The sequence below is a fragment of the Halothece sp. PCC 7418 genome (assembly GCF_000317635.1).
GTDB lineage: Bacteria > Cyanobacteriota > Cyanobacteriia > Cyanobacteriales > Rubidibacteraceae > Halothece.
Window position 1 is genome coordinate 1,539,847 of record NC_019779.1, and the last position, 21,982, is coordinate 1,561,828.

17 protein-coding genes are annotated in these 21,982 nt (G+C 40.0%); 10 read left to right on the forward strand and 7 right to left on the reverse strand.

Features of this window, described 5'->3' with window-relative positions:
- Positions 1 to 36 precede the first annotated feature (36 nt).
- Positions 37 to 963 (forward strand): lysylphosphatidylglycerol synthase transmembrane domain-containing protein, encoded by a 927-nt coding sequence (locus tag PCC7418_RS07000; RefSeq protein WP_015225482.1) that lies wholly within the window; start codon positions 37 to 39, stop codon positions 961 to 963.
- 65 nt (positions 964 to 1,028) lie between these two features.
- Here the strand turns inward: PCC7418_RS07000 and PCC7418_RS07005 are convergent, their stop codons facing one another.
- On the reverse strand, positions 1,029 to 1,364 hold the full coding sequence (locus PCC7418_RS07005) for a hypothetical protein (protein WP_150107038.1): 336 nt from the start codon (positions 1,362 to 1,364) through the stop codon (positions 1,029 to 1,031).
- A 180-nt stretch (positions 1,365 to 1,544) separates the two neighbouring features.
- Here PCC7418_RS07005 and PCC7418_RS07010 point away from each other — a divergent pair, with 180 nt between their 5' ends.
- The 9 genes from PCC7418_RS07010 to PCC7418_RS19780 all read left to right on the forward strand — a co-directional run bounded on the left by PCC7418_RS07010 (position 1,545) and on the right by PCC7418_RS19780 (position 12,950).
- A complete protein-coding gene (locus PCC7418_RS07010) occupies positions 1,545 to 2,690 on the forward strand; it encodes a HEAT repeat domain-containing protein (RefSeq protein ID WP_015225484.1) in 1,146 nt (381 codons plus the stop codon).
- Between the two features lie 73 nt (positions 2,691 to 2,763).
- Positions 2,764 to 3,729: a LysR family transcriptional regulator gene (locus PCC7418_RS07015; protein WP_015225485.1), complete on the forward strand. Its 966-nt coding sequence runs from the start codon at positions 2,764 to 2,766 to the stop codon at positions 3,727 to 3,729.
- Positions 3,726 to 4,766, forward strand: a complete 1,041-nt coding sequence (locus PCC7418_RS07020; protein WP_015225486.1) for an anthranilate phosphoribosyltransferase family protein — start codon at positions 3,726 to 3,728, stop codon at positions 4,764 to 4,766. The genes PCC7418_RS07015 and PCC7418_RS07020 overlap by 4 nt, the downstream gene beginning before the upstream one ends.
- 315 nt (positions 4,767 to 5,081) lie before the next feature.
- Entirely contained in the window at positions 5,082 to 8,717 is a 3,636-nt protein-coding gene (locus PCC7418_RS07025; RefSeq protein ID WP_015225487.1) for a hypothetical protein, read from the forward strand.
- Positions 8,718 to 9,382: 665 nt separating this feature from the next.
- On the forward strand, positions 9,383 to 10,723 hold the full coding sequence (locus tag PCC7418_RS07030; protein ID WP_235620762.1) for a transposase family protein: 1,341 nt from the start codon (positions 9,383 to 9,385) through the stop codon (positions 10,721 to 10,723).
- Positions 10,724 to 10,725: 2 nt separating this feature from the next.
- Complete coding sequence (locus PCC7418_RS07035) at positions 10,726 to 11,562, forward strand: TniB family NTP-binding protein (protein ID WP_015225488.1); 837 nt, start codon at positions 10,726 to 10,728, stop codon at positions 11,560 to 11,562.
- On the forward strand, positions 11,559 to 12,065 hold the full coding sequence (locus PCC7418_RS07040; RefSeq protein WP_015225489.1) for a TniQ family protein: 507 nt from the start codon (positions 11,559 to 11,561) through the stop codon (positions 12,063 to 12,065). The genes PCC7418_RS07035 and PCC7418_RS07040 overlap by 4 nt, the downstream gene beginning before the upstream one ends.
- A gap of 492 nt (positions 12,066 to 12,557) precedes the next feature.
- Positions 12,558 to 12,683 (forward strand): hypothetical protein, encoded by a 126-nt coding sequence (locus PCC7418_RS21110; protein ID WP_255348275.1) that lies wholly within the window; start codon positions 12,558 to 12,560, stop codon positions 12,681 to 12,683.
- A gap of 9 nt (positions 12,684 to 12,692) precedes the next feature.
- Positions 12,693 to 12,950 carry a hypothetical protein gene (locus PCC7418_RS19780; protein ID WP_071880226.1) on the forward strand — a complete coding sequence of 86 codons (258 nt, stop codon included), beginning with the start codon at positions 12,693 to 12,695 and terminating at the stop codon, positions 12,948 to 12,950.
- Here PCC7418_RS19780 and PCC7418_RS07050 read toward each other — a convergent pair.
- From PCC7418_RS07050 to PCC7418_RS07070, 6 genes are all read right to left on the reverse strand, one after another.
- Positions 12,942 to 14,846 carry an RNA-binding domain-containing protein gene (locus PCC7418_RS07050; protein ID WP_015225491.1) on the reverse strand — a complete coding sequence of 635 codons (1,905 nt, stop codon included), beginning with the start codon at positions 14,844 to 14,846 and terminating at the stop codon, positions 12,942 to 12,944. The two genes, PCC7418_RS19780 and PCC7418_RS07050, sit on opposite strands and share 9 nt — an antisense overlap.
- A gap of 57 nt (positions 14,847 to 14,903) precedes the next feature.
- Entirely contained in the window at positions 14,904 to 15,923 is a 1,020-nt protein-coding gene (locus tag PCC7418_RS20885; protein ID WP_235620763.1) for a type I restriction enzyme endonuclease domain-containing protein, read from the reverse strand.
- A gap of 95 nt (positions 15,924 to 16,018) precedes the next feature.
- Complete coding sequence (locus PCC7418_RS07055) at positions 16,019 to 18,112, reverse strand: type I restriction endonuclease subunit R (protein ID WP_235620764.1); 2,094 nt, start codon at positions 18,110 to 18,112, stop codon at positions 16,019 to 16,021.
- Complete coding sequence (locus PCC7418_RS07060) at positions 18,109 to 19,311, reverse strand: restriction endonuclease subunit S (protein WP_015225492.1); 1,203 nt, start codon at positions 19,309 to 19,311, stop codon at positions 18,109 to 18,111. Before PCC7418_RS07060 ends, PCC7418_RS07055 begins: the two co-directional genes overlap by 4 nt.
- The gene (locus PCC7418_RS07065) at positions 19,308 to 19,730 is read right to left on the reverse strand and encodes an endonuclease domain-containing protein (RefSeq protein ID WP_015225493.1); all 423 of its coding nucleotides are present in this window, start codon (positions 19,728 to 19,730) and stop codon (positions 19,308 to 19,310) included. The genes PCC7418_RS07060 and PCC7418_RS07065 overlap by 4 nt, the downstream gene beginning before the upstream one ends.
- Before the next feature lie 110 nt (positions 19,731 to 19,840).
- The gene (locus PCC7418_RS07070) at positions 19,841 to 21,952 is read right to left on the reverse strand and encodes an N-6 DNA methylase (RefSeq protein ID WP_015225494.1); all 2,112 of its coding nucleotides are present in this window, start codon (positions 21,950 to 21,952) and stop codon (positions 19,841 to 19,843) included.
- Between the last annotated feature and the right edge of the window lie 30 nt (positions 21,953 to 21,982).

Below are 21,982 nucleotides of genomic sequence, written 5' to 3' on the forward strand. Positions count from 1 at the left end.
CTGCTCTCTTTCATTCCAATTTTAGATAAATTCCTAATGAAAAAACTCATTTCGATCGCGCTGAGTCTAACTCTTCTGATCATTCTCTATATCCAAATTGATTTTGTGGGCTTATTAACGGTTTTTGAAACCAGTCATCGCGGTTGGATGATAGTCGGATTAGGTCTAGTCATTCCCATTACAATGTTAACGGCCTGGCGTTTGCAACAGCTTGCTCCTCCCCAAACCAAACTCAGTTTTGCTGAGGGAAACCGTTTAATTTTAGCAGCCTGTGTTTTAAATATGGTTTTACCCTCAAAAATGGGAGATCTTGCCAAGGCTTATTTTATCCAGAAACGGGGCGCACTTAGCGGATCATTAGCCTTATCTTTAGTCGTATTTGAAAAAACTTGTGATGTTTTATCTCTACTTTTGTGGTGTGGCTTGGGCTTACTTTTATATCCAGAAAAGGATGCTTTATTTTGGGGGATGACGGTGATTATTTCTTTTGGTTTTTGCTTAGGAATTTTTTTACTGGCTTCGCGATCCTTTGCTAGTTTTTGTTTTAATCTTGGACGAACAGTTGCACCGAAAAGTCTGAAGGAAAAGCTAGAAACCTTACGAACAACTTGGGGAGAAATGCACGATTATTTTTGGCGCGATCGCGCACAACTTTTCCTCATCACAAGCACCTCCATTTTCCTTTGGTTTTTACACCTGTTTCAAATCTGGTTATTTATTCTTGCTCTCAAAGCATGGACTCCCTTTTTAACCAACTTAGCCCTAGCACCCCTTGCCATTTTAGCAGGATTACTCCCTTTAACCTTTGCTGGGATTGGCACTCGGGATGCTGCTTTAGTCTTTTTCTACCATAGCTATTTAGACGGACCCACGGCTGCTGCGTTAGGGCTACTTTGCACTTCTCGTTATTTTATTCCTGCTGTTGCGGGTTTACCCTTTATGGGAAGATATTTAGCTAAATGAATCTTCTATTTAGGGTCTGCTAAAAAAGTCACGCCCTGGCTGGTGAAGTTGTCAGTCAGCCCTATTTAATAGGTTATCTCGACCCAATCCGTATCAGGATGGTGGCGATCCGTGGGAGCATAACGATTCGGACTGCGATTGTAGCGGTAAGGGTAATAATTACTGTTATAGCGGTAAGGATCAGATGAGTAACCATCTTTATGGGGATAGTATGTGCTCCTTCCATGATTCATATCATTATCAGAATCAGGAGAGGTAAGATTTTCCGAATCGTTGTTAATGTGACCCCCTGTTACCAGACCTTGAGGAACGTGTTTAAAATCTTCTTGGGTCAGGGTGTTTTGTGCGTCTGACTTAATCGGTGCAAAAATACCTAAAATAAGAGTCGTAGCAATGATCACTGTTGTTGTTCTTGTTTGAATAAACATAAACCTATGAGTCTGTTCTCTCATCAATTGTCTTATGATACCACTATTTTAATTTTTTTGTTATTAATTTCCATTAAAAATAGTAACTTTAAACTGGTCAGCGTAGTGATTAGAAATATAACTAGTGACCCAATAACCAATAACCAATAACCAATGGAACTGTATCAATATTTACAACAATTGCCGTTATCTTCTGATCCAAAAAAACTGATTGAGCTACCGCCGAAGGAAAAAGAAGCAGCATTCAATCGAGTTTGGGAGGCTTTTTTAAACGGAGACTTTCAACAGCGTTGGGAAGTGGCAAAATATTTACCGAAATTTGGAGACAGCGCGATCGCGCCCTTAAGTCATCTCCTCGAAGATGAAACCGCCGATCTTGATTTACGGTGTGAAGCTGCTGGAATCTTAGGTCAGTTTGATGACACCAATGCTATTTTGACACTCACTGAAATTCTCAATCGTGAGAGTGAGCCTGAAGTGATCGCTGCTTGTACCCATGCTCTGGCGAAAAAAGGGAAAACTGCAATTCCTATTCTCACCGCAGCCTTAGCCCATGCAGAAACACGGTATTCAGCAGTACAGGCTCTCGCTTATCTCCGTGAACCTGAAATGATCACGCCGTTGATGAAAGTCATTGATGATCCCGCACCAGAAATCCGTAGCATAGCCATTGAAGCCCTCAGCACGTTTCGTAATTCGCAAGTGATTCCCGTTTTAATTTCAGCCTTGGAAGACACTCATCCGCAAGTGCGTCAAGAAGCGGTGATTGCTTGTGGGGTCAGAGGAAGAGATCAAGATTCCGAGCAAGTGGTTTCGGCACTGATTCCGCTTTTGTATGATATTAACTTAGAGATTTGTCTGAAAAGCGCGATCGCGCTGGGAAAACTGGGAACTTCTACTGCGATTGAAGCCCTCGCTAAATGTCTCAATTCTGCGGTTACTCCGACTGCTTTGAAGCAACAAATTGTTCGCAGTCTCACTCAACTGGAAAATCCACAAACCCTTTCTCTTCTCACAACCAGCCTCCGCGAACAACCAGAAACGATTCAAGAGGAAATTATCATGAATTTAGGGCGTTGGAAAACAACAGCATTCAAAACCACCATTGCTGAAACCTTGATGCAGTTCTTTGAACAAAGCCCTGAAGCGCAAAGCAATCCGAAGCTAAAACAAGGTTTAGCCCTCGCCCTCGGTCATTTAGGTATGACAACGGGGAAAAAATTATTGTCACAGTTAAGCCATGATGAAACAGCAAGTGTTCGCATCCACGCTGAAGCAGCCCTAAAAAAACTCCCCTAGCTGTATCAAAATGCACGAAACGTAAGAGAAAAATCCGTTACTCTCATCATAAAGTGTGACTAAAACTACACAAATGCGGATCGAGCAACTGCAAGCCTTTTTAGCTATCACAGAAACGGGTAACTTTGGACAAGCTGCCAAAAAATGTGGCGTGACCCAATCGACGATCAGTCGGCAAGTTCAAGGATTAGAAACTGCCCTCGGTGTCCCATTATTTCATCGTTCTCACCAGGCAAAACTGACCGTTGCGGGAGAACGTTTTTTACCTCGCGCTCGTAAAATATGCCAAGAATGGTCAATGGGAATGAAAGAACTGGATGATCTGATGGCTGGAAAACAGCCAGAATTGTGTGTGGCTGCCATTCATTCGGTTTGTTCTTATCATTTACCCCCAATTTTACGAACCTTTTGCCGTCAATATCCCCATGTGCAATTACGAGTGACTGCTTTAGGTAGCGATCGCGCGTTAAAAGTCTTGCGGGATGGGTTAGTGGATGTGGCGGTGGTGATGAATAATCCTGCGTTTATGGCGAGCCCAGAAATGTTAGTTGATAGACTATTTGAAGAACCGATTGAGGTATTGATGGCAGCGAATCATCCCTTAGCTAAGTATAATCAACTGGCTTGGTCAGAATTGACCGCTTATCCTCATGTGGTGTTTAAGGATGGGTATGGAATGCAACGTTTGGTGCAAAATTGGTTTTCTCAGCAAAATGCAACGATTCAAACCGCGATGGAATTAAATACTTTAGACGCATTTCGGGGCGTGATTCGCCAAGGAGAATTAATTGCCTTGCTTCCCAGTTCAGCCTTAATCGAAGTCCATGAAGATCCTACCCTTGCCATTCGTGCTATTGGCAATCAAACCAGCGAAAATGGTGATCAAAAAGCGACTTTGACCCGAGAAGTGATGTTTGCAACCACGCGCGATCGCGCAGAAATCCCGCCCATTAAAACCTTCCGTCAACTGGTGCAACAACTTTCGACTCCTTCTCCCCTTAACCTCGATCCTTGTCCCTCCCTCGAACTAAAATCATGAGCGCATCTTTCCGAGAACTTCTGAAAAAAGTCGGTAGTGGTCCCCATACTGGCAAAAATTTAACCCGTGCAGAAGCTGCTACAGCAACCCGCCTGATGCTGCAACAAGAAGCCACTCCCGCCCAAATAGGCGCGTTTATGATTGCTCACCGCATGAAACGTCCCACGGCTGAAGAATTGGCGGGAATGTTAGATGCTTATGATGAAATTGGGGGCAGAATTCCTGCTCTCGAAATGGAGTCTCCAGTTACGGTTTTTGGTGTCCCTTATGACGCGCGATCGCGCACGGCAACGGTTTTCCCCATCACCCTCCTCTTACTCGCCAGTGTTGGTGTTCCCGTCATCTCTCACGGCGGTGCTTGTATGCCCACAAAATACGGGGTTCCTTTTGCCAAAATCTGGGAAGCCCTAGGCGTAAACTATCAGTCTTTCTCCCTCCGCGATAGCCAACAACTCCTCAGGGAAACTGGAATCGGTTTCTATTACCTTCCCCAACACTTCCCCGAAGCCGACAAGCTGATTCCATATCGGGAAGAAATCGGGAAACGTCCGCCGTTTGCAACCATTGAACTGATTTGGTCGCCCTACGCTGGAAACGCAAACTTGATTTCGGGTTTTGTCCATCCTCCCACTGAAAATCGCTTTCGAGAAGTGTTTACCTTACGGGAAATGCAGCAATTAATCACCGTAAAAGGGCTAGAAGGAAGCTGTGATTTAGCGCGAAATCGCACCGCAATTATTGGACTCAATCAACGAAACCAAGAGTTTCAAAGACTCGCCTTACATCCCGAAAGTTATGGTTTTGCTGGACGGGATGTCTTACTCGAATCTCCCGAAAAATTAATTGAGCAATTACAAACCATTATCGCGGGTAAACCAGGAGAATTCATGTCTGCTGCTCTTTGGAATGGGGGAATTTATCTCTGGTTATGTGGGGTAACATCCGACTTGGAAACAGGCTTAGCCACAGCAGAAGAGTTAATTACAGGCGGTGCGGTTGCTGAAAAATTAAAAGAGTTGCAAGGAACTTCCTTGTGATGAAAAAGGCTTTTTGGATATGACATGGTTTACTGACGATCGCGCTGTAGTAATATCGTTGGATCATTAGCTCTCTCCTATCTGGAGCCAGCACCAGATCAAAGTAAATCAGACTTATAAAGTAACAAGACGCAATTAAATTCACCGAGAAAAAGTTAATAATTCAGCGTAGGATGAGAAGAAAAGCAGTGAGAGTCAGTTATTATGGGTGTTCATCAATTTTGAATTTCAGATCAAGATTCATGTTAAATCCAGAACTAGCTCAAATTGGTATGGACTGATTCCGGCTCACTCAAAAAAGCAGGAGGTTATCTTGTGTCCCCTTCCGATGAAAACGATTTTAGCCTTCAAATTAGTTCCCCTCGACGACATTCTCAACTCATTGCGGGTTTACAAGACTGGTTCCAATTAGGATTATTATCTAACACTCAAATTACTCTCACTATTCGTGGGAAAATTGATTCTCTGGACTTTTTATCTGGCTTAGAAATTTTATTAGAACGAGACTTAATTGATGATATAACTGTCAAAAAACTTGCTAGAAAGTCGTTAACTTGTCAACTCCCTGAAGTCCTTTCTGTTTCTCCTCAACCCTCTCCTTCTCCCAAACCTCTTTCTCCTCCCAATCCCTTACAACAACTTTGGCACTCTTTACAAGCAGAATTCAGTGTGCAATGGTTACTCTTTTTAGGCGTTTTTATGGTCATCGCCTCTTCGGGAGTGTTGGTAGGGAGTCAATGGGAAAACTTTTCGCCACTAGCGCAATATAGTGTTTTATTCACTTATACACTTGTTTTTTGGGGTATAAGTGTTTGGGTTAGCCGTCAGGGGAATTTACCGCTCACAGCAAGAACATTACGTCTGATTACTTATTTGTTATTACCGCTTAATTTTTGGGCAATTAATGAATTTAACTTCAACTTTTTCCTTAGCTTTTTCATAGCAATTGGATTGACTTTGATTGGTTTTAAGGCTAACCAGTCTTTTCAACAGTTCCCATTGCTATTAACGGCGTACTTTGCTTTAAATTACATCCATTTAGCTTGGATTTTATCTCCTCTAGTACTGATTTATTGTAGTATTGCCATTGTGATGGGAGTATTGATTTATGCTCCACTCGAATTTCAGTTTCCTTTTCTTTTAATTATTTATACTTGGGGAGTCATTTTCGGTCGAGCCTTATTTGTTGCTGGTATTCCTTTCTCTCAGGTGAGTTTAGGAATCGGAGGGATCGGATTAGTGATTTTCTGGAAACGTCTCCTTCGAGATTGGCAAAAAGTTGATTTTCTTGCCATTTTAGGTCTAGGATTATTTTCTATTAGTTCGATCTGGTTTCTAATTCCTTACAGTTTCCAAACCCAGTTGCTAGCTGGAATCAATCGCTTATTTGATCAACCCTTTTATTCCCTCTTTAGTCTCTTTTTATTTCCTTATATTATTGTGATTATTGCTTTTAGTGATTGGTTACATCAGCAGGAAAAAGAGGAGTTAGGGTTTCTTGGTGACGCGATCGCGCTAATAGGTGCATTATTTTTAGTAACGATTAGCCTAATTGATCCGAGTTTACGAACGATCACACTCTTCAACACAAGTCTTAGTTTGGGCGTGATGACTCGAAGACGGAAGTCTCTTTTACCCTCTCCCAATTTTTTAACCCTGAAAAATTTAGTTAACTTCACTCACTTTACAGCATTAGCAACACTTGCAAGTGGTTTAAATTGGTTATTCCCTCAACTGTCTTTATTAAGTTGGGGAGAAATTATGATTGCTTTGATGGTAATCGAGTGGGGATTCATGTTGATCACTCAAAAGCAAAATCAATTTCTAATTTTTAGTGAAAGTGCTTGGTATTTTGGTTGGGGATTAGCCGGATTAAGTTATGCTTTCTTTTGGTGGAATTCTTCATCACTGGTTCTGGTTTGGCTCGTTACTCCTATTACTTTAACTCTCCTTGCTAATCAAAGTACAAATAAGCAACAACTTGCCAAATTTAGCAGTGTAAGTTTACTAATTGCTCAACTTTTAATGATTAAGATAACGCTGACCTTGGGAATAGTTATTCCTCTTTTAGTGAGTTTTGCAATTGCTGGGGGAGTCATGAGCGTTAATACGTTCTATCTCAAAAATACAGCATCTGCTCTAATTACGGTTGGTTTTTATCTCGGGTTAGCAGGCGTTATTTTACAATTAATCTCTTTGCCAGTTAGTAGTTGGCTCATTAGTGGAGGAATCATCCTTGGGTGTCTTTGGGGGGTTTATTATTTTTTTCAACATCAAGAAACAACTTGGAAAAAAATATATACGAAAGCAGTTGATTATTGGGGAATACTGTTAGCAGGTGTTTTACTCTTATTTTTGACCTGGCATTCTTTTCAGGTGTATTCTAATTTAGCTGCTTTCTCTAGTCGTATTTTAATCGCGGAAGGAATTGTTTTTAGCGCGATCGCGCTTCGTTATTTTGCTTCCTATTCTGTTGTTGCCCTTTATGCGTTAGCGTGGAATTTAGAGATTATCCTTGCAGAAATGGTTGGTTTAATTGATGCTGATTTAATTAATCTTGCTATTGTCAATTTAGTCTTAGGAATTATTTTTCAGCAACTTGGCAATTGGCGACAAAAAAATAAGAATATTTCACTCTCTTGGCATTGGCATTTAATTCCATTATTATATGGTGGGTTCGGAACTGCACTACGTTGGGAAACTTTTAGTCGTGGCACTGGCTTACTCACCCTTTTATTAGCCATTATTTTACTAGGAATTGGACGACAACGGAAGCAATTGAAGCCTTTATCTTATCTCGCTTTGGTTGGCATTTCTGTTTCTGCTTATGAAACCCTGTTTTATCAATTTGCTGTATTTTATGAGGGGACAATTGGCAATCGTTTAATTTTAATCTCAGCTTTAGGAATAACGATTATTTATAGCTATCGTTTACTCTTTAAGCCCTTAAAAACCTATCTCAATTTTAGTAGCCAAGAATTAAATCGTTTCACTGACTCCCATTGGCTAATTAGTAGTCTAGCCCTTCTCCCAGCCAGCTTAGCTTCGCCAGACAATATGCTGGGATTGGGAACTGGAATTTTATTAGTTCAATATGCGATTAAACAAGGACGTAATGTGTCTTCGACACCCTGGAAAGAAATTTGGATTTATGCAGCCTTTATCTTGGGCGCTGGAATGTATTTGTATTGGGTTAATATTCCCTTAGTTCCCTTCTTGAAAGAATCTTTTGTCACTTGGAAGGGAGCAATTATTAGCGCGATCGCATATTTCTTATATGTTTTCCCTTGGTCTAATTGGGGATGGTTAAACCGTCCTTGGCAAAATCTTTCTCTCCTTCTCCCGATCACTGTCATCTTGGCAAATCCCCTGAATCAAAATGTCCTGAATTATCTATTTGTCGCTGCTTTTTATCTATTGCCCACTCTCTTAAAAAAACAAATCCGTTATAGTTATTTAACGATTATTATTCTCCTTCTTTTCAGTATCAGGTTAGGATGGGAATTTGGAATAGTTACCCCCCTTTGGTATGCAATTGCTTTTAGCGGTAGTCTTCTCTACATTGCCCAATTTGATCCGATGTTTCGTCATCAAAATAATCGCTCTCTCCGTCATTTATGGCGTACTACTGGGGCGGGAATGATTTGTTTAGTGGCGTTTTTAAGCGACTTGGAAACAGGATTAATCGCAGGGGGAATTACCTTAATTATTACCTTGATGGGATTAGCCATGAAAGTGCGAGCCTTTTTGTATGTGGGAACAATTACTTTCTTACTCAATGCTACTTATCAATTGGGCTTTTTAATCTTTCAGTATCCTTTTTCTAAGTGGATCATTGGTTTATTCGTGGGTATGGGATTAATTTGGTTAGCTGCCACTTTTGAAACACGTCGCGAAAATATTAGAACCTTGATGGAGCATTGGTTAGCAAAATTCAATACTTGGGAGTAATTTTTGTTTCTGATACTTTTTCCAACAGTGGGAAGCCCTGACCTTGTTGGGTCTGAATTTTTACTCATAAGCTGGGGACTTAGTTACAAGGCTTGGTCAAGGTTTGATGAAAAAAATTAACTGGCTTTAGTAGCTCGAAATGTTGTACAGTGACAAATTAAATGACGTGATTACAAATTCGTGTCATCGGTAAAACTCAAGTTTTCATGGGGATTCCAGAAAATTAATTGATTTTAGTATAAATAAGTAACGCTGACAAATTCGTGTCGTTTATTTTCAGAGTGACAAACTCACTGTCGTTTTTCTAAGAAGGAATTGTGCCCGATCGCGCTCCTTCAAAACCAATGCCAAATTAAGTGGCACTTTTTTGTTATCCTTGCTAGGATAACATTATGTTTTCATTGAACTTATAATTTTCATGAAATGGAACAGACCTTTTAGAGTAACTCCTTGTTACGTCTAAAGAAAGATGTTGGATATTTGTCCATAAAATCCGAACTATTTCCGTTCGTTCTCTGCAAAGACTCTTTAAGCGTTATCAAGAAGAAGGATTATCCGCTTTAAGGGTTGGGGAACGAAGCGATCACGGAAGCCATCGAGTTGGTGACTTTTGGGAAGAGTTTATTATCAAGACTTACCAACAAGGGAATAAAGGTAGTAAACGGATGAATCCCAAACAAGTTGCTTTGAAAGTACAAGCGAAAGCAACTGAAATTGGAGATGAAAAACCGCCCAGTTATCGCACAATTTTGAGGATATTAAAACCAATCAGGGAGGAAAAAAAGAAGAGTATTCGCTCTCCAGGGTGGCAAGGTTCATCCTTATCAGTGAAGACTCGTGACGGTTTTGATTTAGAGATTAATTACAGTAATCAAGTTTGGCAGTGCGATCATACTCGCGCTGATATTTTATTAGTAGATCAAGATAACAATTTAATCGGTCGTCCTTGGTTGACAACCGTTATTGATAGTTATTCTCGCTGTATTGTAGGCATTAACTTAGGTTATGATGCCCCCAGTTCTCAAGTGGTTGCTCTCGCTTTACGCCAGGCAATTCTTCCGAAAAAGTATGAACAAGAATACAAGCTAAATTGTGAATGGGATGCCTATGGTTTACCAAAATATCTCTTTACTGACGGGGGGAAAGATTTTCGATCGAATCATCTCCAAGAAATTGCCACTGAATTAGGATTTGTTCTGAAATTAAGGGATCGTCCCTCTGAAGGAGGGATTGTCGAACGTCCTTTCAAAACCTTTAATCAAAGTCTCTTTTCAACCTTGCCTGGATATACAGGATCAAATGTTAAAGAAAGACCAAAAGAAGCCGAAAAAGAGGCGCAATTAACACTAAGAGACTTAGAACGCTTGATTGTGCGTTTTGTTGTGGACAAATATAATCAGAGTCTTGATGCTCGTAGCGATCAAACTCGTTATCAACGTTGGGAATCGGGTTTACCATCGATTCCAGAAGTAATTTCAGAGCGAAATTTAGATATTTGCTTGATGAAACAAGCTCGCAGACAAGTCCAAAGAAGCGGTTATATCCAGTTTGAAAATATTATGTATAAAGGAGAATATCTTCAAGGATATGCAGGGAAAACAGTTAGTTTGAGATATAATCCCAGAGACATTACTACGGTTTGGATTTATCAATATAATCGCTCTAAAGAAGAGTTTCTAACTCGCGCTCATGCTCAAGGATTAGAGACAGAACAGTTATCCTTGGATGAAGCAAAAGCCAGTGCGAAAAAACTTAAAGAAAAAGGAAAAGCCTTAACTAACGAGTCTATCTTACAAGAATTTATTGAACGGGAAGCAACAGTTAAGAAGAAAACTCGTAAGCAACGCCAAAAAGAAGAGCAAACTTATAAGCCAGTTCCCACTTTACCAAAACCTGAAGAAGAAGACTTAATAGAAACTCAGGAAGAGGAAACGAATTTAACTTCTGAAATCAATGACATTGAAGTTTGGGACTTAGAAGAAATGAAAAAGGATTATAGGTGGTAATCATGACGAAAGCGAATTCAATTGCTAAACAATTAGGAGATTTACCTAAAGATGAAAAATGGTTAGAGCAGGAAATTGATCGTCTTCATCGTAAGGATATTATTGTCCTCTTAGAACATTTAATAGACTTACATCAATGGTTAGATGAAAAGAAAAAAATAAAACAATCTTGTCGGGTTGTGGGTGACTCTCATACAGGGAAAACCGTTGCTTGTGAATCTTATGCCTTAAGGAATAAACCCATTCAAAATAAACAACAGACTCCAATTGTCCCTGTCATTTATATTAGGCTGCCAAAGAAGTGTACGGATAAAAAACTTTTCAAGGCAATTATTGAAGCCTTGCGCTATCGAGCCGTCAAAGGGACTATTTCTGATTTCTATGCAAGAACAATGGAAGTTCTGAAGGCTTGCAAGGTGGAAATGTTAATCTTGGATGAAGCGGACAGATTAGAACCCGAAACCTTTCCAGATGTAAGGGATATTAATGACAAGCTGAAAATCTCTGTAGTCTTAGTAGGAACTGATCGACTGGATGCGGTAATTAAGCGGGATGAACAGGTTCTCAATCGTTTTAGTTCTCGTCGTCACTTTGGGAAGTTAACAGGGGAGGATTTTAAGCGCACGGTGAAGATTTGGGAGGAAAAGGTCTTAAAGTTGCCTGTTCCTTCTAACTTAACGAGGACAGAGACGCTCAAGATACTAACTAAAGCAACTGAGGGTTATATCGGTCGCTTGGATGATATTTTGCGGTTAGCAGCAATGAGGTCTTTGTCCAGAGGCTACCAAAAGATTGAAAAAGAAACGCTACAAGAAGTGGTGAAAGAAAAACAAGGATGAGTTTAGATACAAATCTCAAGCCTTGGTTATTTCAGGTTGAGCCGTTAGAGGGGGAGAGTTTAAGTCATTTTTCAGGTCGATTTCGACGGCGTAACCATTTAAGTTGTGCTGCTTTAGCAAATTTAGCAGGATTGGGGGGAGAAATCAATCGTTGGGAAAAGTTTCGTCATAATCCGTTCCCGTCTGATGCTGAGTTAACGGCTTTAGGTGAGTTAACAGGGGTAGATGCAACTCGCTTACGGTTAATGTTACCGCCACAGGGAGAGCCGATAAAAATGGAACCGATTCGCTTGTGTGGGGCTTGTTGTGGGGAGTCGCTTTATCATCGTTTAGAATGGCAGTTCCAGTCGGTTTGGAAGTGTGAAACCCATCAGTTAGCCTTGTTGTGTAAATGTCCCCAATGCGAGAAACCCTTTAAGCGTCCTTCTTTGTGGGAGTTTGGTCGGTGTGATCGCTGTGGTTTATTCTTTTCTGCGATGGCGGACTATCAAAAGCCTGTTTAAGATATTGAATTAGCAGGAGACGAACCAAGGGAGATGATAGGGATGACACCGTTAACGCAAAAGATTTACACCCCAGAGGAATATTTGGCGTTTGAAGCAAAAGCAGACGTGCGCCATGAGTTTATTTAAGAAATGTTCCATCACCATCAAAGTGACTCAATCATCCCTCGTATAGAAAATGCTAGGCCCTTTCCCCGTTGCATCAACTGTAGGAACAATCACTTTTTTTACACCAGTATTGTAACTGGCGAAGGGTACATCTTGTAATTTTCGCTACTTCTTTGCTGGTAAAAAAATCTGATTCTACTAGAATCTATTAGGCTGTCTGTAATGTATTAAATTGTCTGCAACTATTTAATTACCAGCTTGGCTAACAAAGAGAACTTTACACCTGATACTTTGACCTTACATCAAGGCATATAAAACACTGACTCAAAACAAAAACGCAATGTTATTGTTATAAAACATAAATGTTTTATAACAACGCCGTAAATGTTAGGTAAGGAGACTGGTCTGGGTGCGATCATCTCCCGTTGGGAAAAGTTTCGATTTAATCCACCGCCTTCGCAAAAAGAGTTATCCGCTCTCGCCAGTGTTGTGCAGGTGGATGTTTCTTGATTAAGAGAAATGTTACCACCCAAGGGCGTTGGAATGAAATTAGAGCGGACTCGCTTGTGTGGGGCGTGTTATGGGAAAACTCCTTATCATAAGATTGAGTGGCAGTTGAAGACAACTGAGTTTTGCTCTGAGCATCGGTTAACGCTGTTGTCGGAATGCCCCAATTGTGGCGCAAGATTTAAGATTCCATCGCTTTGGGTTGATGGGTGGTGCGATCGCTGCTTTACGCCGTTTGAGAATATGTCTGAGTTTCAGAAATTAATCTGAACTTAGTGAATTAGAAAAATTGGATGTTCGATAACCTTGATCGGGATGAGTAGCTTTTCCAGGATATCTTAACTGTAAAATCCCATTCTGAACCATTTTGGTCAAATAGCCTGTCCTTAAGGTATGAGGAGAGCGGTTTAATAATTGCGCCAATTGCTTTTGGGTTAAAAATTGATCTTGGCAAAGTTCCTGAATAGCTTGTTCCATCAACTCTCTGGGAACCTTACCTTTCTCTCTGATCGGTTGTGCAATGCTCATTAGTTTTGTCCAATGATCGGAGCTAAGCTCTAAATGATCGGAGCTAGGCTCTAAATGATCGGAGCTAGGCTCTAAATGATCGGAGCTAGGCTCTAAATGATCGGAGCTAGGCTCTAAATGATCAGAATAAGGTTGAATAGGTAAGAGATCAGTTTGACGTTGCTTGGGTAAACTGTAGTATGTACCTTTTCCCTGCCCTGATTTTTGTAGCCATCCGTTATTTGCAAGTTGCTTGAGACAATCACCAATATCTCTAGGATGTTGAGAACTGTACCATTGAATATCACGGTTGCTAACTTTTCCAAATTCATGAGCCAAGACTAAAGCGATTCGATCTAGCTCTTTTAATTGACAGTAATTATTGCCAACAATTTTCCGTAGCTCTTTCTCAACTTTTTCAGGAATGAGGCTAATCATTGGCAAAAAAACATGTGTCATCTCTAGAGATAAATCCTCTTTTACCATTGGATATGCCCATTGCTGTTCTTGCCATGCTCTTAAAATTTTCGGAAAACCTGAGCCAGCTTTTTCGCCTAAACCAATCATCTGAAACATTTTTTGTAAACTTGGGTTACGTGGCTCACTTAATCCACCTTCATAGAGTTTATCAATGGGAATTCTAAGACGACCCGGATTGGTAAACACAAACATATTTTTAAATTGCAGAATCTTTAAACCTCTTGTAGAAGAGTAATCAGCATGAATTAAACTATTTACTAAAGCTTCTCGCAATGCCTCATGAACATGAGTTTCTCCTTGTCGAGTTGAATATTCATCCAATTGAAATGGAACATTCAAGTCATTTACTAATTTTCGATAAACACGATAGTAGAAATTTAATAAGTTTCCTTCCCATGTGCCATCTATATTAACTCGATCTGTCCAACGATCTTCTGGATTAGCAGAAAGTTTTTCTTGATAGTCTAGATCATAATAATTATAGGCTTCTAATATACTGTCTTCTTTCCCAAACATTAATAAGCCGGCAAGTGTTAAGCCTGCTTGACCTGTTTCTCGATCTCGCCTATAGCCACCTAATTTATAAAGTAGTTGTTGATCATCTAATGATAACCAAGGGTGATCAGGCTCTCTATTACTAAAGCGTTGACGATAAATTTTTATAGTCCCTCTATCAAGGTCATCTAAATTGAAATTCTCTAAGATGTGGGAATCTTGAGCCTCTCTACTTGCATCCCGTAACATTTGGCGTACTTCATTTTCTGAGCAATGATAATCTCCCTCAAAGTTACGCTTATATGTTCCCGTCATCGGGTTGTTATTAATGTAAACGGGACGTTTAGACCTTTCTGCTGGAGGGACTTCTATTATGATGATATCTTTTTCTTCAAGCTGACAGATTCTAAAATTGGATTCTCCACAAATGGGAGAGCTTAGCTTTTGAGGATTATTATGACCATTAAAAAAATCTTTTTTTTGCTGGATTGGGTTCTTGACTCCAGTAACAATAAAACCCTGTTTTTTCTCTGATATCCCTAGAATAATATATCCTCCTTTGGTATTAGCAAAGGCAGAGATAGTTTCCCAAATATCTTTAGATAATTTATCTTGAGAAGCCTTAAATTCTAGATCGCAGTCTTCATTAAGATGAAGTATGTCGGTGAGAGTTTCTAAGTTCATAAATAATCAATTTTGATATGTAAATGTATATTTTATGAAAATATTTAACGATCGCGCTTAGGCAGCATCTTGATAACAAGGAGAAGGAACTGTCTTATAAACTTGCATGGCATGAAGGAAAATAACTTTTGTCTTATCTGCAATGTCTTCTTCTTCATAACTCTCTACAGGTAAACCCGTTTCTTCGTTGTAAAGAAAATCATAAATTTTGCCATTAATCCGATCGCGCGTTGATTCTTTCTCATACCATTGATCTAATTGGCTGATTTCTTCTTTTAATAATTGCAACAAGTTACTCGCCACTTGTTTAATATGTTTAAGTTCTGATTGTTCGAGATTTGGCTTTTTCAGTAAATCAAAAATAGCAAGGGCTTCTTCACTTAAGCCTTCACGGGTCGATCGCTGTTCTTCTTCGTTTAAGTCTTGGATAAAATTAAAGAGTTCTTCAAAGGTTTGTTCAATCGTTAAACGGTCTTTTTCTTGGTTATAATGATCGATGATTTCTTCATAACGTCTTTGATAATCAATGCGGGAACTATTGCGATTAATCATCTGGCTGAGTCGGTTTTCAACCGCTTGTTTGAGATTTTGGACAGTAGTTCGCGGTTGAGAACTTTTGCGAAACTCTTCTTTAAGACGTTCAAAATTAATCTGACTGATATCATAAAGTTCGCCATCTTCTGTGTTGGTGTTCCTAACTTCAATGGTTTCGCCAACGGTTTGATACAGTTCCCTCAACACTTGATTAATGTCAGTAACTTGTTCGTCGGTTTCTAATTCCTTATCCAGTAATTTAATTGCATCATAGACTTTACGATAGTCATTAATTCCAGTAATATTCGTACTTGCGGTGAACTTCCGAAAGACGTGGCGACATAAAATTCTAAAGCGTTTACGAGTTTCGCTATCTTCATTAATCGCTTCTTTTGCCGTTATAATCGCAGCATTACGGGCAAAACCTGTTTCTTCTAGAATGGCATCTAAAGACGCATTTCGATCGCGCAAAAATTCCCTTACTTCATCGATCGCGCTTTGTAATTCCTCTAAAAGATGTTCCTGTGACTTTGCAGGATTCACTCTTTGATCCTCTTCTTCTCTTCCTTCATCTCCTGTTCCTGCAAATGTGGCGAGGGCTTCTCTTAAGTTTTGCAGAATCCCGCAATAATCAACAATTAAACCGTTATTTTTCCTTCATAAACCCGATTCGCCCGTGCGATCGCTTGCATTAAAGTATGGGCTTTTAGCGGTTTATCGAGATAGAGTGTAGAAAGGCAGGGAACATCAAAACCAGTTAACCACATTGCACAAACGATCGCGATCCGAAAGGGATGATTAGCATCCTTAAACGCCGTTTCGAGACTAATTAGTTTTCCGTCTGTGAGTTCAAATCCGTTATTAATGCGGTTACGATGAAAGTTGAGTTCTTCTTCTAATCCCCACTCCCGAAACTTTTGCACTTCTCCCTGATCTTGACTGACGACAACAGAGGCGATGGTTTCTTCCATCCATTCGATTTGACGTTGTTTGTAAACTGCTTCTTGTTGGTCGGTGATGCTGTTTAATTGTTGTTGGAGTCGGTTAATTTCCTCTTGCCAATAATGGGTTATTTTCTCATACATCCGCACACAAGTTATTTTGTCGATGCAGACAAACATCGCTTTTCCCATTTCCCAACCGTTGGCGTAATGTCTCACAAAATCCTGCGCGATCGCGTCCAGTCTCGGTTCTGCTGTAATCACACCATAAGAACTCTTTAACGCTTGCTGAATGCGTCTCTCCACATCTCCCTCAACTTCTAATGCTTCGAGTTTTTCTGCGATGCGTTCATTAACATCATTAGTCGCAATTTCCAGTTTATCCCCTCGTGCGTCGTAATAAAGGGGAACAGTGGCGTTATCTTCCACCGCCCGTTGGAAGTCGTAAGTGGAGACATAATCCCCAAAATAACGGCTGGTGATTTCATCATTTTGGAAAAGAGGCGTTCCTGTAAACCCGATAAAGCTGGCGTTGGGTAAAGTGTTACGTTGATTTAATGCAAGGTTTCCATATTGGCTTCGGTGTGCTTCATCACTGATAATAATGATGTCATCTCGTTCATTGTAGGGTTCATTGGGATCAACCGCTTGCTTAAACTTTTGGATCAGAGTGAAAATACAGGCTTTGCGTTCTTGCAGTAATTGTTTTAAGTTATTGGAACTGGTAGCGCGACAAGGATCGCAATCGTTGTTTGCCAATCCACAGCCTGCAAAGGTATTATAAATTTGATTGTCGAGGTCTTCACGGTCAGTACAGACCACAAAGCTAAAGTTTCCGCCTAACTTGCGCCGAACTTTCCGCACAAAAAAGACCATCGAATAACTTTTTCCAGAGCCTTGAGTATGCCAAAATACTCCTAGTTTGCCTGCGAGTGCTTGACGGTTTTTTACAGCTTCGATCGCGTTATTGACTCCCAAATACTGATGATTGCGAGCGATAATTTTAACCGTCTCTTGGGAAGAATCATCAAAGAGAATAAAGTTTTCAAACAGATCAAGAAGATTATTTTCATTGCAGACTCCTTTGAGTAACGTTTCCATATTCACGACACCAGCATCGCTTTCTTGTAAGCGTTTCCAGTCTTGGAAGTATTCAAAGAGAGAACCAATTGTTCCCATCTTTGCATCATAGCCATTTCCGAAAACAACAATGGCATTGTAATAAAATAATTGAGGGATAGTTTCCAGATAATCTAGATAATTTTCCTCGTAAGCAGCGCGAAGGGAACGCCAAATGTTTTTTAATTCCATAAAAATTAGCGGAATCCCATTTACAAAACAAACGAGATCGGCTCTTCTCAGGTATAATCTACCCTCGATCCAAAGTTCCCGCACTGCTAAAAAATGATTATTTGTGGGAGTCTCGAAATCAAAAACATTCAGAATTGGTTTAACGGTTTCCCCTTTTTCGTTGCGATAACTAACTTGTATTCCATCTCTGAGGAGGTTGTGTTTTTCTTGGTTAATCTTAGGTAAACTTTGGCTAACGCTATAATCGGTTAAAGTGCGAATTGCTTCTTGATAGGCTTCGTCGGGATGATTGGGATTCAATTCTCGCAGTTTTCTTTCTAAGTAGCGAGTGAGGATAATTTGTTTGCGATTTTCCCGTCCGAGAAGGCTATTCTCGCCATAGTCTTCTTGATTATAAGCGTAGATCGATTCCCATTTGAGTTCATCATGTAAATAGTTGGCGGTGGTGGTTTGAACGAGGGTTTCTTCGCTATAACTCATACGGTTATTTCTCCATTCATTAGACGTGGTAAAAGAAGATCACGGGCTTGAGATAGTTTTTGATTTTGTTCTATAAGATTTTGAATTTGTGTAAAGCAAGCAGAAGCAAATTCATTAAACTGTGACATCAAAACTTGAGAAGGCAATCCAAGGTAAAACTCATTAAAACAGCTTTTTTGTACTCTTTGTCTTCCAGAAGAACCAATCATACTTTTAATCGCATTTTCTCTAAAATCGCGATCGCGTGATAAACAATAGGTAAAGTAAGGACTTACTTTTTTTCCTCTTAGGATCATAAATTCAGTAGAACCACAGGCGATTTCATCTTCTGCTAAACAATTAACAAAAGCAGTTTTTCCATTTTCTAAACAGGGAGTGATACGAGCAAATAAAACATCGCTATTTCTAAATTTAGTAGTAGTGTGCCTATTTCTTCTTTCAAACTCAGACATATTTAATGTCATACCAGTTTCTGATAAAGCACTCATTGGGATATACCAAACTTCTTTTTCTTTTTCTATAGTTTCTTTTGGGTTAATTTCGATTATTTCTGGCACACTAACTTTTTCCCAACCTTCAGGAATACCATCAATAATGGGAGAGTGTTCGTGACCAGGGAAGCGCAGATGAACAAACCATTCCCGATACAGCAGACGCGCCGACTCCTCTAATAACTCAATGCGACGGCGATTATTTTCGATTAAATCATCATATTTTGATAGAATATCTGCGATTTTATTCTGAGTTTTAATATCTGGAACTGGAAATTTGATAGAGAGTAATTTTGACTGACTTAAATTATCTTGCGCTGCTCCTTGTGTAAATAACTTATATCTTTTCTTTAGTAACGCATCAAAAAGATATTTTATGAACTTAACGTTTGCTTTTTCAGGATCAGGAGTAAAACCTATAATACTATCAGGGAAACAAGCATCTATTCCTAAAATTCCAGTTTCAGCAATATTAGCAGCGATCGTAATACAAAGAGTTCCAGCTTTCCATAGTTTACTTTGTGCCAGTCCAGCTTCACTATATGTTTGAGAATACTGAGTAATATAGAGATTTGAATGCTTTACATCTCCTGTTTGAATAAAGGGATATTTTCCACCATAAAGATGTTCAGCATCACGAGGTCTATGTCTTGATCTACCACGACCAACAATTCCAAGTTCATCTAATCTCTTTTCAGACTGCTTCATATTCCCAACACCTCCCGATCATTCTTATTCCCCCCTTCCGAAGGGGGGCTAGGGGGGATAAACCCCATAATCTCCTCACAAACCGCCTCAAACTCACGCAACACCTGATCATTCGTAAAGCGAACCACCCGCAAACCATACCCCTCTAAAACCTTCGTTCTTTCAGCATCATAAGCCATCCCATCTCGTGTAAAATGACCCTCACCATCAACCTCGATCACTAATTTTAATTTCGGACAATAAAAATCAACAATAAAATTATCAATGGGTTTTTGTCGCCACATTTTTAGAGGAAATGTTCTTAAAAATTGCCAGAGTTTTCGTTCGGCGGGGGTGGGATTTTTCCGCATTGCTTTGGCTTTTTCGGTTAGGTTTTCGTTGTAAGGTAGAAAGTATTTACCTTGTTTGATGTTGGACATTTTTACTTTTCTTTGGGTTGTTTATCCCCCCTAACCTCCTCACTAAAGCTCCGGCTTTGAAAGGGGGGAATTTGGAAAGAGGGGAACTTTGAAAGGGGGGACAAAGAGGATTATATCCCCAACTCCTCAAAATTCTTTTCAATTTCTTTTGCTAAATTAACCGCCTCCTCATTCAAATCTTTTAACTCAACATGAATGCTTCTTAACGCCTCTTCAAAATCAAAATCTTCTTCTTCCTCCTCTGGCGCAACTCCTACATAACGCCCAGGGGTTAAACTCCAATCATTCGCTTTTAACTCCTCCAAATCAACCAGTTTTACTAACCCATCCACATCTTGTAATGTTCCTTCTGGAAACCGCACCATCAACCATTGTCCCTGTTGGAAGAAATAGCGAACTTGCTTTAATTGTTTTACAAATTCTTGACGGGAAGCATCAACATTTTTCAGAGAACTTTTAACCTTTTTTGTGTCCCAAACTTCGCTTTCCTTCGCCTTTAAGTTTTCCTCGCCATGTTCAACCACACGACCTGCTAATTTATAAACTAAATCTACTTGTTTAACTAAATCACGGCTGGTTTCCGCTAAGGCTTGCACTTGTTCAATAAAATTATTTAAGGCAGTCGCCTCTGCTTCGGGCGGTGTTAAATGACTTAAGAATTTATCCGTGAACTCATCACAATCACTTTTAAGCGTTTCGTATCCATTGCAAAATTCTGTCCATATCTCTCCTAAATTGTTATCCCCCCTAGCCCTCCTCACTAAAGCTCCGGTTTGAAAGGGGGGGATTTGTGCTTGAAAGTGAGAAATTGCTTCTTGGAAATTCAGGAAAACATCAGCACAGGTTTTTCCTTCCTGCAACATCTGCTTAAAATAGCCTTGAACTAAACCCAGAAAGCGATCGGATTCTCCCCGATAAAGCCGAACAATCGACACAAGATTCTTTAACTGTTCAGGGGAAAAATCGTAAATTCTCCGTGTGACTTGGCGGTAAACTTGACGCGCATCAATCATCAAGACTTTATCCTGCATTGCTTCAGGTTTAGCGCGATTCAAAAACCATAACTCACAGGGAACCGATCGCGAATAGAAAAAGCCACCCCGAATTGCAATAATTAACTCCACAGCCCCCGTTTTAATTAGGGCTTCTCTAACCTTTGCTTCATCACCCCCCGCACTGGAAGCCTGAGACGACATGACAAAGCCAGCCCGTCCTTGTTTGTTCAAATAACTATAAAAATAACTAATCCAGAGATAGTTTCCATTAGAAACCTTTTTATTCTTATTGACTCCAGGAAGACCAAACTTTAAACGGGAATCATTTTCTACCTTTTCCGCATCTACTTCGTCAACATTAAACGGCGGATTAGCCATGACATAATCAGCTTTTCCCGTCAAATTTAACGGATCATCATAATAAGTAATTGCCTGTTGAATATTTCCTTCTAATCCATGAACCGCCAAATTCATCTTTGCCAAGCGAATGGTCGTCTGGTTCTTTTCCAATCCTCGAAACGTGATCTTGCCAAGACTTTTATTCGACTCTTCAACCAACTTCGCACTTTGAACAAACATCCCTCCCGACCCACAAGCAGGATCAAAAACAGTTCCCTCATCAGGTTCAATCACATTCACAATAAGAGAAACTAAAGACAATGGCGTAAAGAACTCACCGCCATCATGGGCTTGCATATCAGCAAACTTCATCAAAAAATACTCATAAATCCGTCCGAAAACGTCCCCTGAAACTTGCTTAGAACTTTCGGACTCTAACTGTTTTAACTCCTTTGGGTCTAGTAACCGCAAAAGCTGTCCTAGAACATCATCTTCAATATTTTGGTATTCAGACTTGGGCAAAATTCCGCTTAACGTCTCATAATCCTTTTCAATGGACTCCATCGCCTGAAAAATAGCATTTGCCCGTTCATTCCCATCAGGTAAGGACACCAAATAATCAAACTGCGCCTCTGGCTTGAGGAATATCGCCCCTTTCTGGGAAAAATCTTCCTTTTTTAACGCCCTTGTTTTTCCGCTTCGTTTCGGTAAATCCTTCTCAATCTCCTTCTTCACCTGTAAAAAGCGACTGTAAGCATGACGCAGGAAAATTAGCCCCATCACAGGCAAAAAATATTCGTTACTCGCATAGTTAGAGTTTGATCGCAGTGTATCGGCTGCTGACCAGAGGTCTTTTTCAATTCCACTGATGTATTCAAATTGCGTCATGAGGAATCCCACCGAACTACAGTGAGTTTA